The following is an 18,568-nucleotide window of genomic DNA, read 5'->3' as shown; positions in this document are numbered from 1 at the left end:
GGAATGACTGTGAATAATATACTGCAAACCGTCCACTATAAACCTATCACATTGCTTTTACTTGGCATTGCAACGGTTACGTCATTGCTTGGCAGCAGCCCACTTTGGCAAAGTCACCAAGCCTTATTTCAATGGATTTTACCATCAGCCGTACTACTTCTTGTGCTGCGATTAGGGTGGCATGTTCGTAAAACAAGCTTGGCTACTAGCCCCAGCAGTTTGCACAAAGACATAAAACTCTGTTGGATAGCCCTGCTCTTATGTACTTGCGGAGATATCGTCAACTTCAATTTCTTTGAGCTTTATCATCGTCAAGATCAAACCATAAAGCATGACTACTTGATCGACTCTATTTGGTTTTTTGCCCTTGGTTATGGGCTTTTACTCGGACTGCTTATTCGGTTTTTAAGGCGGGAATTTGCATTAACATTAGCAACCGCGACCGTATTGGTTGTGGTGTCTATTACGTTATCGTCGCTTAGCTATCAAATGATGTACCTACCCACGATAAGCCAATACTCCCTGCTGTTGAGCGCAAGTTATAGCTTATTAGTGACCTTGCTCGGCGTATTTGGCTTTTGGCTTATTATTCAAAACGTTAAATTCAACGAAAAAGCCAACTTCGCAGTTGCCAGCGGCTTTATCCTAGCAATGCTAGCGGATGCTATTATCGGTCAATTTTGGCTGTTCGCAAACCAAGGGGATGGCTACTTTCCCATTGCAAGGCACGTTAATTGGGTCATCTATATTGGCTCGCAAACGCTACTATTATTGTTTCCTGTTGCCATGATAAAAACTAATGTTGCGAGGTGTAAAGCATAGGCAATAAAAAGGCCGAACGATGTCGGCCTTAACTATTTATGCGCTATATCGATAAGCGGCTTATCTTTTAACAATCGCATTGTGGTAAACGTTTTGTACGTCATCCACATCTTCAAGCATATTGATTAGCTTTTCGAATGTCTCGATTGCTTCTGGATCTTCAATTTCTACGTGAGTTTGCGGCACCCAAGTGATTTCGTCTACCTCAAACGTGATCCCCTCAAACGCTTCTGTCAGTGCAGTTTTCGCCTTGAAGTATTCAGTGTGAGGTGCGAAAACAGAAACTTGGCCGTCTTCAACTTCTACGTCAGTAACATCAACATCAGCCATCATTAGCGCTTCCAAAACTGACTCGTCGTCATCACCTGCAAATCCTAAGATTGCAAAGTGGTCAAACATATGCGCCACACAACCTGGGTTACCTAAGTTTGAACCAGTTTTGGTAAACGGTAAGCGAACATCTTTGATAGTACGGTTCATGTTGTCTGTTAAACAGTCAACGATGATCATGCTGTTGCCTGGACCGTAACCCTCGTAACGCGCTGGCGTGTAATCTTCACCTGCACCGCCTGCCGCTTTTTCGATTGCTTTATCAATAACGTGTGCAGGAACTTGATCTTTCTTTGCCTTGTCGATTAAACGACGTAGTGACAAGTTCGTTTCAGGATCTGCGCCGCCATTTTTAGCAACAACGTAAATCTCTTTTCCGTATTTTGAGTTTACTTTTGTTTTTGCCGCCGCCGTTTTTGCCATGGCGTTTTTGCGGACTTCAAATGCTCTGCCCATCTTAATGCTCGTTTTTATAAAAATTGGCGAAGATTTTACCAAGACATTTGAGTTACGGCTATACCCTTATTATCCGTGATGGTAATTTGCTTTAAGTCGCACGATTATATGCTTGTTTTGCGGCTATTTTGTGGCGGACCTAAGCAACTTTACTATAGTTAATATTGTTAAAATTTACCGCTACGGGTGGCTTATATATGATTACGTTTGGCTTGGGAAAAGCAAAAAAGCAAGATGGACAAGATACAGCGCTATTTCAACACTTTAAGGCAACAACCCCTTACTTAGAAGTGGATTATCAAACAGATATTTTTCAGGTTAGTCCAGCCTTTAACCGTTTACTCGAATACCCAGTTACCCACGAGCTGAAGTCACTCGCTTTTATATGTCACACCTCAGAAGATGCCGCCGTACTTAAGCGTGGACTAGCTAAACTTGAGCACCAAGCACATGCAAAGGTTGAGCTCTCTTTCAATACAGCGAATGACAACAAACCGAAGAAGTTGTTACTGGAGCTATCACGTACTCAAGAAGGCAGAATTTTAGTTATTGCGACTGACATCGGTCATTACCTCACCAACATTGCCAACATGAGTGCAAATTTACAAGCTTTATCAGCGTCCTTTGCGATTATTGAGTTCGACATGCACGGTAAAGTGCTGAGCGCGAATGACAACTTTTTGTCCGTTATGGGATACAGCTTAGAAGAAATACAAGACAAGCATCACAGTCTGTTTGTTAAGGATGACTACGCAGCCAGTGAGGAATATCAAGCATTTTGGCAACGCTTAAATAATGGCGAATTTTTTGAAGGTGAATTCGCAAGGCAAACAAAATCAGGTAAAACGATATGGATCCAAGCCACTTATAATCCAATTTTTGATGAACACAATAGACCTATCAAAGTCGTAAAATATGCCTCAGATATCACCGCACAAAAATCAAAAGCCGCTGACTTTCAAGGGCAAGTTGATGCCATCAAACAAACTCAAGCCGTTATTGAGTTTGACCCTTACGGCAACGTAAAGACTGCAAACAGGCTATTTTTAAATGCGGTTGGTTACACATTAAGTGAAATACAAGGTCAACACCATCGACTCTTTGTGGCACAAGAAGAAGCTGAGAGCAGCGAATATCAAGACTTTTGGCACGCTTTACGACAAGGTAAACATCAATCAGGTGAGTTTAAACGCCTAACCAAATCAGGAAACATTCTGTGGATCCAAGCAACGTATACCCCCATCTATGACGAAAATGGCCAGTTGGACAAAATCGTCAAATATGCCTCCGATATTACTCAAGCAAAACTGGCGTCTTTCGACTTTGCCGGACAACTCAAAGCCATCAATCGCTCGCAAGCTGTTATCGAGTTTGATTTGCAAGGTAATATTTTAAAAGCAAATGAAAATTTCCTGTCTGTTATGGGCTACAAGAAAGAAGAAATCATTGGCAAGCATCACAGCATGTTCGTCGACAGCTTTTACGCGCAAAGCAGTGAATACAAAGCATTCTGGCAGCGTTTAAAACAGGGCCAATTTGAAGCCGGAGAGTTTCACCGTTTCGGCAAAGGTGGCAAAGCAATCTGGATTAGTGCCACCTACAACCCAATTTTAGACGAGCAAGGCAAGCCGATAAAAGTCGTTAAGTTCGCAACGGACATTACCGAGCAAAAGGCCACTGCTGCTGATTTTGATGGTCAGCTTCAAGCCATTCGTAAGTCACAAGCCGTCATTGAGTTTGCAATGGATGGTACTATTTTATGGGCCAATGAGTCATTCCTAGATACGATGGGGTACTCACTTGACGAAATCAAAGGTAAACATCACCGTATTTTTGCTACACACGAACAAGCCACTAGCTCTGAATACCAGCAATTTTGGCAAAAGCTCAACCGAGGTGAGTTCGACTCAGGACAATACTTAAGGTTGGCAAAACAAGGTCGAGAGGTATGGATCCAAGCGTCTTATAACCCTATCCTCGATCAACAAGGCCGCCCCTTTAAAGTCGTTAAATATGCAACGGATATCACAGAACAAAAACAAGCGGTTGAACATATTAAAGATGCTATCTTGGCAATGGAACAAGGTGATTTAAGACATAGGATCACCCACCGCTTAGGTGGCGAGTTCTCGGTGCTGCAACAAGCGATGAACGGATTATTCGACAAATTAAGTGATTTAGTTAACACCATAAACAACGGTGCAGAGCAAGTGTTTGATGTAGCTAAACAAATCGCGAATAACAACGAAGAACTCAATAGCCGCATTGAAAATCAAGCGGCGAGCTTAGAAGAAACCGCCGCTACTATGGAAGAGCTTACCGCTACGGTTAAAAAGAATGCGAGTAGCGCAAGCAATGCCGCAGAGAAAGCGACTATTGTTAGAGAAAAAGCACACTCAGGTAAAGCATCGATTGATGATGCCATTGCCGCAGTAGGTAAAATCGAATCTTACAGCACGAAAATCTCTGACATTATCAGTGTCATTGACGAAATCGCTTTCCAAACCAACCTCTTAGCACTCAATGCTTCCGTTGAAGCAGCCCGGGCTGGTGAGGCTGGACGCGGATTTGCCGTGGTTGCCGGAGAGGTAAGAAACCTTGCTCAACGTAGTGCATCAGCGGCACGTGAAATCAAAGCATTGATCAAAAATAGCGTTGATGCTGTGGCGCAAGGCAGCAAACTTGTATACGAGTCTGGCACGACTTTCGATGAGCTAATGCAATCAATTGCCGAGGTGAGCAAAATGGTGGCTGACATAGATAACGCTGGGAAAGAGCAAGCTGAAGGGATAGCTGCGGTTTCCACCACCATCGCGCAAATGGATAATATTACTCAGCAGAACGTTACTCTGGTTGAAACAACATCTCGTTCAGGTAGAAATATGGAAAATCAAGCCAAACTACTTACCGATCAGGTTGCATTTTTTCAACTAGATGAATAGTTAAGGGCGCACTATCTACACAACCACATACAAGTAATTTATCTGAATATACCCGTTGTACCCTTCATGCATCGGGTATGTTATGCTCGTCCCGCTGGCCAATCTTCCTTTTGTTTATCGCTTTACCCATTTGGACTGTTTTATTAAACAAAAGGAAAAATGATGATAAGTCCAGTTACACCAAGCGATCACCAAGAACTACTGGCTGTTTGGGAAGACTCTGTGCGAGCCACTCATGATTTTATCACTGAGGCGGATATCGCTTATTTTAAACCTATTATTATTGAACAGGCGTTTCCAAACGTTACGCTGCACTGTGTAAAAAATAGCGATGCGAATATCGTCGGTTTTATCGGTATACATGACCGAAAGATCGAGATGTTGTTTGTACTGGCGAAATGCAGAGGACAAGGTGTCGGAACTGAGCTGCTTCACTTTGCGCTTGAAACACAAAATGTGCAGTTTGTTGATGTCAATGAGCAAAACCCCGAAGCCGTCGGCTTTTATGAAGCTAAAGGTTTTGAAGTGTATGAGCGCTCACCAACTGACGATATGGGAAAGCCTTACCCAATCCTACGAATGCGACTTCTAACGTCAGCTTAATTCAAATATGGGCCTACGCAACGGGCCCATAATTTATCTTTGTCTAGCCAGAGCACTTAGAAAACACCTAGCATACTGATATTTAAATCAGAGAAATCGATACAATCACATTACATACAGTAAACGAGCAGTTGAAAGTAAACGCACTAAAGCTGTTTGCTTGGCAAGTATTAGTAACCCGAGCTAATCACTTTCATTAAGGCCATCTCTTGATCGTTAAAAAACTTTGACCATTTACAATCATTTACTATTTAAATAAGAAGCACAATAAAATTTATCTCCATCTTTAAACTGGCTATTTTTCAATCTAAAGTCCCGCTTTTCAGTACAAAAACCAACCCAATCAAATTTATGTAATTAAAGTTAAATTGACAATCGCACACAAAATAAAATAAATGTAACAAAACAAAAACAAGGAGAGAAAAAATGATAAAACAGTTATTACTTACTTCCGCTCTATTCGGATTAGCAATTTGTTCGACTAATGCACTAGCAGATCAAGTGCTGTGCGCTGTAAGCCCTACGAGTACCCCTCAGGAAATGAAACCCGATTTTTGTGGGAGCCAAAGAGTAACATCCTCGAGACCCTACGTAAGCTTTCAATTTGAACCATCCAAACCTGTAGAGCATGTGACGTGGCGTTTCAGCACACCATTATCTGGTAGATGGGACTGTGGTCCAAGCACTGAGTGTGTTTTTTATGATGATGGGCTCGACAGCTCACCTTTGAGAGATGCAACAGCGTGTGTCACCAGAGTACTTTACAAAGATGGCACATGGAAAAGTATGAACGAATGCGCAACTGCGATTTATAACTTAGGTTCTAGGTTCTAGAGCTCATCACAAACCAATAATAATTTGAATTATAAGGAATATAAAAATGAAAAAAACGATAATTTCAAGCACACTACTTTTACTCGCTACAACTACCTACTCACAGCAAGCTGAAGCAGCACACGTTGAGTGCCTGATCGGTGGAACTAGTACACAACAGTTTTTTGAACCCGACTTCTGTTCAGCGATGGCTAACACAGACCGTCCCTCCGTTGCATTTAGATTCATTGCAGACAAAGATGTTGCAGATGTGGTTTGGTCATATAGTGCATCCGCTACAGGGAGCTGGAACTGTGGTAGCAGTACATACTGTAGCTTCCGCGATAATGGCAGACAAAATAACGATTTGTTCTACAATGCTTCGGCCTGTGTAACAAAAGTACTTTATAAAGATGGGACGTGGGAAAATACAAACCATTGCGCTAATGGGCATTACTCAAAGCAGTCAAGCAATCCATTCTAAGGGGTTATGCGTATGAAATTTTCAATATCAGCCTTGTTATTTCTCACGACTTCTGTCTTTTCAGGCCACGCCTCAAGCTCAGAAAGTGTACAATGTGTAATTAGCCCTACGAGTACCCCACAAGAGTGGCAAGATATGTGTGTAACTCATGATGTTATGTCACCAAAGCCTACTGTAAGCTTCCGTTTTCAATCGACAAAACCGATTGAGCAGGTTAGATGGAACTACAGTGCGTCCGCTACAGGCGTTTGGGATTGTGGTACAACACAATACTGTCAGTTTAAAGATAACGGTAGAGACTCGAGTAGTTTCAGAGATGCTAGAGCTTGCGTAACCCGAGTTTTATACAAAGATGGAACTTGGAAAGACACTAACGAATGCGCACAAGCTTTGTATGGAACTGGAAATCGTTCTAGATAGTGTCAATGGATAAAAATGAAGCTTTGCATTCATATAAAGCTTCATTTTTATTTACCAAACTAAGAAAATAAATTGGGGTAATCTACTTCAGCAAGCTGCATACTATTTGGCAGGCAATCATTTCTCATAAAAGTCATTAGTTCTGGGCGCTTCTCACATAGCAACACATCCAATGCTAAACGATTTTTTCCATACACACCTCGATGTATCATATTGGCTGAAAATACAAGAAGATCTCCGGCCTTTAGCGCTATAACCTCACTGTTAGGTAGATTGTTATGGTTTCGATACCCTGCCTGTTCTAACCTGACATTTAGCTCTTGAGGTAAGTCCCAACGTTTATGAGTACCCGGGATCAGCTCTATTCCTGGTTCATCTTCCAATGCTAACCGAAAATGAACAACTTCAGGCCCCAACAACAATGCTTGTTTTTGCTCCTCAATGGTTAAATGATATTGAGGATCTCGATGCCAATAATTTAGTTGGCTTGCATTCACGGGATTAAAGAATAGTTGAGTATTCATAAACCCAAACTCACGCGTGAATATCGTTGACGCGAGCTTAAAGAGTGAAGCAGAGGCAATAAATTTAAAAAGGACAAGCCTTTGCTGTTCGTCTAGATACTTTGGTGCGGTAAGATAAGCAGAATTGACTGCCTTATTTTGATAAAAGTCACTATTATCATTCTGCCAGGCTCGATGGAATGCTAAAACAACCTGCTTTATCTTATTAAGCTCAGTGGAGGATATAAACTTGGGTTTTAGAACGTAACCACACTCATCAAAATTATGAACCGACTTTCCCATCACTTATCGACCTCTGACATTGCAGAAAACTCTCCGATAACTAAACCAATTTCATTTTGCCTCATATCGTACTCTTCCATTTATGGAGTGTGTTTAACCTGAGGTTTGGATTACCAACATCATATATCATGGGGTTTATCTGGTGATATAAACAAGGTAATGTTGTTGCAAGAGTCATGAAACAATTGGCTTCAACCTTAGAGCATATAGTTTTAAAGCATCATTTACGGATTGCAGGCTGATTGCTTCGCTGTTTGACTCTAGCTTTTAAATTTTGCAATCACAGCGCGTCTAAAATGACTTCAGCCTTACTTACTTCAAATTGCTTAGGTTGTTCTACATTGAGCTTTGTCACAACACCATCTTCAATAATCATAGCGTAACGCTGCGAACGCACACCGCCAAATGCTGCGGTATCCATTTCGAGCCCCAACGCCTTGGTAAAGCTTGCATCGCCGTCTCCAAGCATCATAATTGCTTCTGCATTTTGTGCATCACCCCAAGCTTTCATTACGAAGGCATCGTTTACTGATATACATGCGATAATATCAACACCTTTTTCAAAAAACTTATCTGCATTCACGACAAAACCAGGTAAATGAGATGCTGAGCAAGTTGGTGTAAAGGCACCAGGAACTGCGAAAAGTACAACTTTCTTACCTGAAAAAAGTGTCGTTACTTCATGATGAATCATACCGTCAGAGGTGAGCTCGCTCAGCTCTGCATGTGGTAATTTTTTTCCAACTTCAATCATTGTTTACGTCCTTAAAATTAGGGCTAAATGCCTATATTTTGTTACTTAACCAAAAGTCACTATTAGTGCTACATTTGGATTCGTTTTATATCCACTTGCGGGATTTCATAACCGGTAAATAGCAGCCATTGTTTTTCTGCTATGTATGTAAGACCGCGACTTCGGCTAAAGCTGCGCTCTGGAACTCGGATAATATCTTTGTGCGCATTATTGGCAAAGTCAAAATAGCTAATACGAAAATCACCACGCTGAACATACAAATAATAGAGCCCTGAATCAGAAACAGACCAACTTGCACTTGAGGCCAAATGTGCATTTTTAAATAAAAGCGTTTTGTCTCCAGTTGTAATCTCCATACGCCACATTTCTTGCGGTTCGCTTTTATATACATACAACACCCCGTTATGTTCAACTACGGTGGTGCCCGCCGTTAACTTCACGGGTTCGCTTTTTGAATCAACAAAAACGCGAAATACATTATTACCATCAGAAATATAAATTGAGCTGCCATCTTGAGACCAACTGGGTTTACCGTGATATTTAAGCCCTGTTTCTAACCGTGTCACTTGTTGAGTAACCATGTCCAAAAGTTGAAGTTGACTTCCTTTATGTGACTTTGTCGTGAAAATCGCTTTAGTACCATCCGGGGACCAAGCAGGATGCATTGCCTGTAGCCCAAGCGCAGTCAGCTGTTTTCGTTGATCACCTTCCAAATTAGAAACCCAGATTTCATCAAATCCTGATTGATTGGACACGAAAAGTAAACGCTCCGATACCGATGAGTAACTGGGATAACGAAAACTAGTTTGTGACTGTAGTAGTGGAAAGGGTGAACTGGCAACTTGCGCATTAAGGTCAAGCTTCATAATGGAGGTATTAATATTCCAATCATGAAAATACAAATATCCAGAACGACTAAAGCTTGGGTAACTTAGGCCATCAAATGGTAGCGTCCCTAACACTTTACCATCGAGCGCCAGTTTATATGCCGTACGAGCACCATGTTCAATTGATGATACAACTAAATAATCATCAGTTGGATGCCAGCTTATTCCCCGTAAATCGTCATGCCCGCTTAGTAGAGTAACTTCCTTCCCAGTCTCTAGACTTTTTAAATATAAATTCTCAAGCCCATTGGGTAGGTTTCGACTAATCACTATTTGCTTGGCGTCGGGTGAAAGAGCTATGCTCTCAAGCTCACTCCCCTGACAATCTAACTCACAGCCCAACTCAGTTGCTGTTTTATCATTTAAATTCAATAAGGTTACTTTTGGGTTACCAGCTGGCTGCTTGGCGATAAATCCAAGGAGGTTTTTCTCTGCGGAATAAGTTAAAACGGTTGTTATGTCTGCAACACAGCTTGCTATTTTTGACTTTTTACCCGTCACTACATGTAACGACTTGATGGTACATTTCCCTGCATGTTTCTCTATATAAAATAAAGTTTGATTATCTCGGCTCCATACTGACACGGATGCATTTTCAGGACCATCAGTTAGCGCCTTGAGAGGGGCTTCTGGTTTCAGTAAGTTCTTTAAATATAACCCTGCATGGCTCCCAAACTTACGCCACGCAAATGCCAAGTATCGTTCATCCGGAGAGGTGCTAGGAAATAACTCACGACCTGGGAAGTCTGTTACTTCTTCAAGTTGTTGCTTAGGCTGGAAAACTTGAAAATAAAGAAAGGCAATAAATACAATCAATAATATTGCCACAACACCAACTGCTTGCGTCGATAAAGTCGAGCTTTGCTTAGTGGGTGTATCGCAGGCTTCTATAAAAATGGGTTCAATCTTTAATCTATATCCAGACTTTCTTATCGTTTCTATTATTTCGTAATCTTCCTTGTCACGCCCATCTTCGCTGGCGCTACTCAGTGCTTTGAAAGTTTTGCGAAGATGCCAAATGGCATTGGTAAGTGCTTTCTCTCCAACAAATAGATTCCCTCCCCAAACCTCTTTTATTATTTCTTCTCTCGCAACAACGTTCGGATAAGCACGCGCTAGTACCGTCAGCACTTCAATAAATTTTGGTTGCACGCAACATACCTGTCCTTTACTGGATAGTATATGCCCAACCGGATCAATATTGACATGTAGTAACTGATAAGTCGCGCTGTGCTGCATTTTTCCAACCATGAGTAAACACGATGTAAATCATACCTAAATTAGCGACCAAAAGACAAAATTAACGCGATAAACATCATGATAGAAATTCACTCCCACCCTCAAAAAACAATATAAATAATTGAATTTAATACTTATTTTTCAATAGATATTAAATAGAGATAAAAACGTCAAAGAATAGATGTCGAATTTATTGCGTGAACATTAGCGATAGTCACAATGGGTAAAATGAGAAGCCGTACTTTTTTGTAGTTTAATCAGCACAATAAGATACGTACTTCTTTCTTCAAGCCCCAAAAATAAACAACAATCAGAAATTAAAAAAGAGGGACTCCCGTGTCACCTAACAATAATATTAAATTACTCGCCCTATCTATCGCGCTCGCCTGCAGCAATATGGCAACTGCCGAAGAGCAACAAATCGACCGTCAGCAAGTTGAACAAAATAATGCGGTAGTTAAAGCACAAAATGAAGATAAATCACTAGAAAAGATCGTCGTCACCGGTTCTCGCATCAAACGTGATAGCTTTTCAGTGTCAACCCCTATCGCCACAATGGGAGCCGAGTCGCTAAATGATGCAGGTTTAGGTTCGCTTTCAGATATTCTTTTTGAAGAAATGCCCCAAGTGAGTGAGGGGACCGGTAATGGTAACTCGCAAAGCAGTGTGCAAAATACCGGACTTTCAACTATCGACTTGCGCGAATTGGGTGTTAGCCGAACACTGACTTTGATCGACGGAAGAAGAGTCGTATCCAACAGCTATTCGGGTAACTATGTCAGCCTATCAACCATCCCTAAAGGTATGGTTGAGCGAGTTGAAATTATCACTGGAGGCGCTTCTGCAGCGTATGGCTCCGATGCCATTGCAGGTGTCGTTAATATTATTACTCAACAAGACCAGGAAGGGGCAACATTTAGTGCCCGAGGCGGTGAAAGTACCGAAGGTGGCGCTCAGGAATACACAATAAGTGCGGACTACGGCACAACTTACCATGATGGCAGAGGCTACCTTTTCATTAGTACCTCATACGACGAAGAAAAAGGATTGAGCTACTGGGACAGGAAACGTGCTCAGCAACAAGATAGCTGGGATTATGATGATGATCGTATGTGCAATGTAATGCTCACAGCAAACTACGATCCAGATACCAAAAGCGCTTACCGTTGCATGAAAGATATTGATAAATCACAATGGACTAGTTTGAGCGACTCTATCCCTGGTGGTGTATTTGATGAGTCAAGTAGCACTAAGCCAAACTCAGGTTTTTGGTATGATGGCACAACCTTACGCGACGATTGGCAAGAAGAGCTCCATGGTATCCACATCAACCAGTTCACTATGTTGAGAGTACCGGACAAAGACCTCTCTGCGGCAGTAAAAACAGAGTATGAGTTTGACTCGGGTACTGAAGCTTACTTTCAAATGCAATACAGCCGAAATACCTCGCGCAACGTAAAGTCGCCTGAAAGCGAGGATGAATGTGATGCGATTGTTACCTATGATCCAAATAGCAGTCAATTTGGCTCAGACTGTATAGGTCGGATTCCTTATGATAACCCCTATATGCCAGAAGCAATTCGTGCAGAGGCTAGCTCCAAAGGCGTGAAGTGGGATCGGCTATTCACCGAAGTGGGAAATATAATCACTAGTAATGAGAGAACAACTATCAGATCTTGGGGTGGGTTACGTGGTTATATTTGGAATGACTGGGAGTGGGACGTTTCTGTTGGCTACGGCAAATTTAAGCAAGAGCAAACCCGCAGTAACGAAATTTACGTTGCACGAGTCAAACAAGCGCTAAATGCTGAACGCCTTGATGATGGTACGGTTCAGTGTAAAGATGAGCAAGCACGTAGCCAAGGCTGTGTACCAATCAACCTTTTCGGCGAAGGCTCGATCACACCTGAAGCGGCAGACTATATTCGCGCCAATCCTTCCATTACAACGGATATTGATCAGGTAACGGTATCTGGATTTGTTACTGGTGATTTATTTGAACTTCCAGCAGGCGCCGTTGCTTCAGCTTTTGGTTTTGAATATCGAAAAGATACACAGAGCGTATCGACCAACGTGCCAAATGGTGGCGTAACGTTTAACTATGTGCCCACATTTGAAGGCGATGTCAGCGTTCGTGAAATCTTCGGTGAATTATCGTTACCGCTATTAAAAGACGCACCGATGGCCAAGTCACTTAGCGCCGAGGTTTCTGCACGTATCGCAGATTACAGCTGGGCAAACACAGGATTAATCCAAAGCTACAAAGCAGGTTTCATTTACGAACCAATCGAAGGCTACTCTATTCGTGCTAATTGGGCTCGAGCAATGAGAGCTCCAACAATAACAGAGCTAATGTCACCACCTCGTGGAGACTATGATAGCTTTGATGATATCTGTGATGGTGTTACCGCGACGTCAACAGATGCAGGCCACGACAACTGCCGCAAAGATGCGGGAATACAAGCCACTATCGCCGCTGACGGTACTTTTGAAGACGAAAATAACGGCTACTCACCTAATTCAGGAAATAGCGAGCTGTTTGAGGAAACCGCAGATACTATCACCATTGGTTTATCTTTAGCGCCTTCCTTTGCACCGGATTTTAGAATTGCGCTAGATTACTACGACATTCAAATTGATGATGCGGTAAGCTCACTTGCTAACGAAGACATCATTAAGTTCTGTTATGCATCATCAATGGAATTCGGTGACGGTAACGAGTTTTGTCGTGATGTTAAACGCGATGAAGAAGGCCAGATTTATGAAGTTAATCAACGTGTCATTAATACCGATGAGATCCGCACTAAAGGTTACGACATCGCACTCGAATATGTGTATGACGCTAGCGACTACGGTAGCTTTAAGGTGAAAGCAGACTGGACACATGTTATCGAATACTCAATCACCAGTACGGGTCCTGATGGACAATACGAAGACCTTTATGAAGGCTACCTCAGCACCGATATCTTTGAAGACAAAGGCGCTATTTCACTAACTTGGTATAAGAATGACTGGCGTGTACGCTTTAGCACAAAATATAAAGGTGCAGTGGAAGCCAGCCGTTCGAGATATGAAGACTGGCAAGCTGCTATCGAGAAGAATAATGAACGCTGTGCAACAGGCGAAACAACCTGTATAGCCAATCCAGAGCCCCTATGGCAAGGTGCGCTGCCATCAGTAACGACTCATAGCTTAACGGTAAACTACAGCATGGAGCTAGGCGATAACCGCACTCTCTCTGTTTATGGTGGTGTGAATAACCTGTTCGACGAAAAAGGTCCGTTCATCGTCGGCGGTACAGGTAATTTTGATAGCGCCTATGGCTCAGGTGTTGGCCGTTTTGCGTTTATTGGAGCAAAATACCAGTTTTAGACTTCTGCATTGATCCGAGGGGCTACCACTGAGTAGCCCCTTATCTTTACAAACCAAAAAGTGTATCGCGTAACTTATCTGAGATTTTGTCAATCTCTGCATTGCATTGGTTGTAGCCTTGGCAATTAATAATTGCACTCATAACCATGTTTTTTGACGGCAGATACCAATTTAACGTCGCATACCCAATCTCAGCACCGTTATGATGATAAACAGGTTCATTTCCGACGTGCTCACTAAAGATACCCATGCTGTATTGCTGTCCGGTGACATCAGTATCCACCCATACGGATTCTCCTAGCAATTGCTCACGCACATTAGCGGGAATATCTGGGCTCGTTATCATGATTTTAAATAAGTCACCAAGATCCTTAGCCGTCGATACAATCGGTGCATCAGCCACACCAATATTGGCATAGTAAGGTTGCGTATTAATTTCATTGCCCTCATCATCAACAAAGTACCCTGATGCAATTTCACCAAACGCCTTTTCGATCCCTCCATAACTCATACTACTTAAGCCAAATGGTTCAAAGATATACTCACGCATCGCCTTTGAGTGATGCTCCCCCAAAACTTTATCCATAATTAGACCCGCCAATAAATATCCAGTATTAGAATATTTCCACGCAGCTCCGGGTTTGAAATTGGCGTCTTGATTGAGAGCAAACTGCAGTGCAAAGCTGTCCGTTTTTATTAAGTCTGGCTGTTGTAATACTGCAGCAAAAAATTCACCGTTAGCATCATTGAGATAATCATATAATCCAGCCGTATGATTGAGTAACTGCCGAACATACATTTCGTCACTGTTTTCTATCTGTTGTAAAAGTTCGTGAGACAAATAGTCACTTATCGGTGCATCTAGATCTAATAACTGTTGTTCATGCAACATCGCCATTAAGAGCGCAGTTACTTTTTTACCCGCACTGCCATTTGGGATCCTAGCGTCCGTGGTCATGGGTATCGTATTTTCTTTATCTGCTAACCCTGCAGCACCATAAAATTGAAGCGTAGGCGAGTCAATATAGAGCACAATACCAGGGATACCCGCTTCAACACTTTGTTCGAGCATCGCTTGAAAATCAACTTCGGCTACGGGAGGAGAGACAGGGCTCGGTTTAGGGTTAGACGTCGACTGACTATCATTACAGCCAAATAACGACAGTCCACCACACAATAATGTGACCAGTTTTAGTGTTCTCATGAGAAATACCTCGTTTCGTTTAAGTGATAAAACAATAACTAAGGTATGTACGCCATGCTGTCTCTGACTTTTTCAAAATGTATCAAACAGTAACGACTTCCTTTATTTTCATGCATAATGTCAGACCATTATGGAAGGCCAGAACAAGCTTGATACAATTCGATACAACTTGCAGAAAGTCGATACAGCTATACTCGCTTACACTCACTACAGTAACTAGCAAATTAATAACTAATAGAAATTGCTATGAAAACACATTTATTGATTGCAGCCTCACTTATGGCCGCAAGTGCAGCGCAGGCCAAAAGCACTGACGCAAAAAAAGAAGGTCACGGCTATTTGGCCATTGGTTACGGGATCAATTACAACAGCGATATTTACAATAATGCCGAGACCTCGCTTTCGCCCACTGTACATGGCGCCTACTATTTTAGTAATGGTCTATTTGTCGAGTTTCCAGGCCGCGCTGAGAAGTATGACCCAGCACTTGCACTCGGTTATCAGTTTTATGAAACAGAAAATTGGGAATTTGATGCCCTACTCTCAACCGCTCATGGGCGAATAAATTACCGTTTTGGCGGGACTCGCTATGAGCTAAACACTTCGTCTTATCTTGGGGTAAGAGCTACAGGGAATGTATTTGGCTTACAAATTAGAGCTATTGTTGCACCAAAAGTGATTAACTCAGATTATTCAGATGGTCGCTACGCTTCATTATGGATCTCTAAGCCTTGGCAATACAAAAACTGGCACTTTTATAGCGCAGTCGGTGCACAATACCGAAACTCGGCCATGTTAGATTATTACTACGGTGGCGCACCATTTAAAGATTACGATGCCAAAGGTGGGGCTAATCTTGGGGTAAAGCTCGGATTTTCACGAGCTTTAACAGAAAATTGGATAGTCGATGGCCACGTCAGCTACACCAAATATGCATCAGGTATTATGGATAGCCCTATCACTAAAGCAATTGTCAGTTTTAACGATAGAATTGAGCACGGTGAAAGCATTGGCCTGTCACTTAGCTACGTATTTTAAGGAGCTAAATATGAAAAAACGACTATTTGGCTTAGCCCTACTCGCTATGCAAACTCAAGCGAAAGAAGAAATTAAGGTCCCCGTATGGACCGTAAAACCAGGGCAATGTGTTGCGCTCGAACAAGGTCAGCAATGTTTTATCGACCTCTCAGTGACCTGGCAAACCTCTGTGACCGGTAACTTTTGTCTCCATGCCGATGAAAAAGAGCTGGTTTGTTGGCAGCAGCAAAAAACCGCGAGTTGGCAAGGCGAGATTTTAGTTGAGAAAGATTTGCTCATTACCTTAGAAGATAACAAGGATATTCTCGCAAGCTATGCTCTGCAATATGCTTGGGTGTTTAAACAACAAAAAAGTAACGCCGTGCGTTGGCGACTTTTCTAGGAGTAGTTGTGGTAGCCGAGTTAGTCCTAATAGAAGACGATAAAGAGTTGGCCCAGTGGCTGAGTGATTACCTCTCTACCAAAGGATTTTCAGTGCGGCTATATCATGATGGTCAAGACGGGCTGGAGCACGTTTTAGCCTCTCCCCCCGACTTGGTGATTTTAGATGGTATGCTGCCAAGTTTAGATGGCTTTGAAGTCTGCAAGCAACTGCGTCTGTCGCTCAGCATTCCAATATTAATGCTCACCGCACGGGATGAGGAAATTGACGAAATTATCGGCTTAGAAATGGGGGCTGACGACTACCTCAAAAAGCCTGTAAGAGGCCGGTTATTAGAAACTCGTATCAAAGCGCTATTAAGGCGTCATCAACCTCAACACCAAGCGCCCAAAGCAACACTTGAGTTTGGCACACTCTACATTAATAAAGAAGATAGGAACGTTACCCTTGCAAAGCAGCCAGTTAACTTATCCAGCAATGAGTTTGATGCGCTTTGGGTGCTTGCCAGTAAAGCCGGACAAATTGTTACCCGAGATGAGCTTACTAAAGCACTCAGAGGATTTGATTATGATGGGTTTGACCGCTCTATAGATTTGCGTATTTCACGACTGAGAAAGAAGCTAGGTGATGATGGCCAAAACCCATTTAAAATAAAGACGGTATGGGGTAAAGGATATCAGTTGGCGAAGGACGTGTGGTAATGTGGCGCTTTGTGTTTGCTTTACTGACCATCTTAACGCTTACAAGCGTTATCACAGGTCAGGTGTTTGATAAGCTTATCGCCGCATCCTCCGAGAGTAATGAAGCGCATTACGATCCACTTAGCACAACCGCACCAATTATTGCCGCAATGGCTAAAGACAACATACCTGAGTCACAAATTACTGCGCTTCCACTGCACCAAACAATAACCGCTCAACTTATACCAAGGGCCGACTATCCACTCCCTGCGAGCTTAAGCAGCACACTCTCACAACAGCGACTTATTTACCTCGAAAGCGAATCATCAGTAAGCGCTTGCATACTTACAAGCCAAGATAATATCTACATCCTGACAATGACGAAGCAATTTCAGACTAAATATGGCCTGCTCATGACCTTGTTGTTTTACACTATCGTTCTGATTGTTGTCGTCGCCTTTTTATCCCCATTTATTGCTAGGCTGTTAAAGCTCAAAAATGCCGCACATCAGCTGGGTAAAGGCGAACTCAACGCCCGCGTGCAAGTCGGTACGGTATGGTACTTAAAGGATATTGAGCAAGCGTTTAATCAAATGGTACGACAAATAGCCGGGTTAATGACTGACATGAAGCTATTAAGCAGCGGACTTTCTCATGAACTACGTACGCCACTTGCAAGGGTAAGAATGGGGCTAGACACACTGGTTGAAACTCATGATGATGAGCTGCGGGCACAGTACGAAGATAGGATCAACCAAAACCTTGATGAAATGGAGCAAGTGATTGATGCTATTTTAGATTACGCAAGATTGCAGCACCGCCTTGACGACGTGGAACTTCAGCCTGTTGACTTGAATGCGATGGCTCACCAGTTAGCCAATAACGCCCACCATCATGACTTAACACTAAAACTTTCGTCAAAACCTTGCTGGATAATCGGTGAAGGTCAGTACTTACGCATGCTAATCAATAACTTATTATCTAACGCGATAAAATATGCCAACGCTAAAATATCACTAGAAACCCGAGTCGATAATGACAAGGTTAAGTTTATTATTGAAGACGACGGGATAGGTATAAGTAACGAGGTTCGAGACAAAGTGTTACTACCATTTTATCGCGACGATTCTCAATCACAATCAGGGTATGGAATTGGCTTAGCCTTTGTGCAACGTATAGTCACTCGTTTTGGTGGTACCATCGTAATTCAAAAAAGCCCCGCGCTGGGCGGGGCCAAAATCACTGTTTCGCTGATACAGACTCAGCAAAAGTAACGTTAACTCTGAAGCTGTGGTAAGCAGTGCTACAGTTCACCGCTTGGCAACGAAACAGTGTA

At 42.4% G+C, this 18,568-nt stretch carries 15 protein-coding genes; 10 read left to right on the top strand and 5 right to left on the bottom strand.

Features of this window, described 5'->3' with window-relative positions; genetic code table 11:
- Window positions 1-9: 9 nt before the first annotated feature.
- On the top strand, window positions 10-822 hold the full coding sequence (locus ABMY45_RS03965) for a hypothetical protein (protein ID WP_349288438.1): 813 nt from the start codon (window positions 10-12) through the stop codon (window positions 820-822).
- A gap of 60 nt (window positions 823-882) precedes the next feature.
- Here ABMY45_RS03965 and ABMY45_RS03960 read toward each other — a convergent pair whose 3' ends face one another.
- Complete coding sequence (locus ABMY45_RS03960; RefSeq protein ID WP_010375669.1) at window positions 883-1,608, bottom strand: YebC/PmpR family DNA-binding transcriptional regulator; 726 nt, start codon at window positions 1,606-1,608, stop codon at window positions 883-885.
- A gap of 197 nt (window positions 1,609-1,805) precedes the next feature.
- Between ABMY45_RS03960 and ABMY45_RS03955 the strand changes: the two genes are divergently transcribed.
- The 4 genes from ABMY45_RS03955 (at window position 1,806) to ABMY45_RS03940 (ending at window position 6,870) form a co-directional block, all read left to right on the top strand.
- Window positions 1,806-4,550 (top strand): PAS domain S-box protein, encoded by a 2,745-nt coding sequence (locus tag ABMY45_RS03955; RefSeq protein ID WP_349288437.1) that lies wholly within the window; start codon window positions 1,806-1,808, stop codon window positions 4,548-4,550.
- 162 nt (window positions 4,551-4,712) lie between these two features.
- Window positions 4,713-5,153, top strand: coding sequence for a GNAT family N-acetyltransferase (locus ABMY45_RS03950; protein ID WP_206471839.1), 441 nt, complete (start codon window positions 4,713-4,715; stop codon window positions 5,151-5,153).
- Between the two features lie 880 nt (window positions 5,154-6,033).
- Entirely contained in the window at window positions 6,034-6,450 is a 417-nt protein-coding gene (locus ABMY45_RS03945) for a hypothetical protein (protein WP_010603900.1), read from the top strand.
- A 12-nt stretch (window positions 6,451-6,462) separates the two neighbouring features.
- Entirely contained in the window at window positions 6,463-6,870 is a 408-nt protein-coding gene (locus tag ABMY45_RS03940) for a hypothetical protein (protein WP_174169644.1), read from the top strand.
- A gap of 59 nt (window positions 6,871-6,929) precedes the next feature.
- Here ABMY45_RS03940 and ABMY45_RS03935 read toward each other — a convergent pair whose 3' ends face one another.
- The 3 genes from ABMY45_RS03935 to ABMY45_RS03925 all read right to left on the bottom strand — a co-directional run bounded on the left by ABMY45_RS03935 (window position 6,930) and on the right by ABMY45_RS03925 (window position 10,556).
- Entirely contained in the window at window positions 6,930-7,676 is a 747-nt protein-coding gene (locus ABMY45_RS03935) for a phytanoyl-CoA dioxygenase family protein (protein WP_174169645.1), read from the bottom strand.
- A gap of 280 nt (window positions 7,677-7,956) precedes the next feature.
- Window positions 7,957-8,430 carry a peroxiredoxin gene (locus tag ABMY45_RS03930; RefSeq protein ID WP_010603902.1) on the bottom strand — a complete coding sequence of 158 codons (474 nt, stop codon included), beginning with the start codon at window positions 8,428-8,430 and terminating at the stop codon, window positions 7,957-7,959.
- Between the two features lie 68 nt (window positions 8,431-8,498).
- Complete coding sequence (locus ABMY45_RS03925) at window positions 8,499-10,556, bottom strand: winged helix-turn-helix domain-containing protein (protein WP_254605785.1); 2,058 nt, start codon at window positions 10,554-10,556, stop codon at window positions 8,499-8,501.
- A gap of 336 nt (window positions 10,557-10,892) precedes the next feature.
- Between ABMY45_RS03925 and ABMY45_RS03920 the strand changes: the two genes are divergently transcribed.
- Entirely contained in the window at window positions 10,893-13,928 is a 3,036-nt protein-coding gene (locus ABMY45_RS03920; protein ID WP_349288436.1) for a TonB-dependent receptor, read from the top strand.
- A 46-nt stretch (window positions 13,929-13,974) separates the two neighbouring features.
- Here ABMY45_RS03920 and ABMY45_RS03915 read toward each other — a convergent pair whose 3' ends face one another.
- Entirely contained in the window at window positions 13,975-15,132 is a 1,158-nt protein-coding gene (locus ABMY45_RS03915; RefSeq protein ID WP_102058273.1) for a serine hydrolase domain-containing protein, read from the bottom strand.
- 246 nt (window positions 15,133-15,378) lie between these two features.
- Between ABMY45_RS03915 and ABMY45_RS03910 the strand changes: the two genes are divergently transcribed.
- From ABMY45_RS03910 to ABMY45_RS03895, 4 genes are read left to right on the top strand one after another with little or no spacing between them, the layout of a single operon-like run.
- Window positions 15,379-16,170: a MipA/OmpV family protein gene (locus ABMY45_RS03910; RefSeq protein WP_010603906.1), complete on the top strand. Its 792-nt coding sequence runs from the start codon at window positions 15,379-15,381 to the stop codon at window positions 16,168-16,170.
- Between the two features lie 10 nt (window positions 16,171-16,180).
- On the top strand, window positions 16,181-16,552 hold the full coding sequence (locus tag ABMY45_RS03905) for a DUF3019 domain-containing protein (RefSeq protein ID WP_102058272.1): 372 nt from the start codon (window positions 16,181-16,183) through the stop codon (window positions 16,550-16,552).
- Window positions 16,553-16,560: 8 nt separating this feature from the next.
- Window positions 16,561-17,253 carry a response regulator transcription factor gene (locus ABMY45_RS03900; protein ID WP_174169649.1) on the top strand — a complete coding sequence of 231 codons (693 nt, stop codon included), beginning with the start codon at window positions 16,561-16,563 and terminating at the stop codon, window positions 17,251-17,253.
- Window positions 17,253-18,506 carry an ATP-binding protein gene (locus ABMY45_RS03895; protein ID WP_349288435.1) on the top strand — a complete coding sequence of 418 codons (1,254 nt, stop codon included), beginning with the start codon at window positions 17,253-17,255 and terminating at the stop codon, window positions 18,504-18,506. The genes ABMY45_RS03900 and ABMY45_RS03895 overlap by 1 nt, the downstream gene beginning before the upstream one ends.
- Window positions 18,507-18,568: the final 62 nt, after the last annotated feature.

This window comes from Pseudoalteromonas sp. XMcav11-Q, assembly GCF_040104525.1.
Classification (GTDB): domain Bacteria; phylum Pseudomonadota; class Gammaproteobacteria; order Enterobacterales; family Alteromonadaceae; genus Pseudoalteromonas.
The sequence above is the reverse complement of the archived record's forward strand: the minus strand, read 5'-3'. Positions and strand labels throughout refer to the sequence as shown.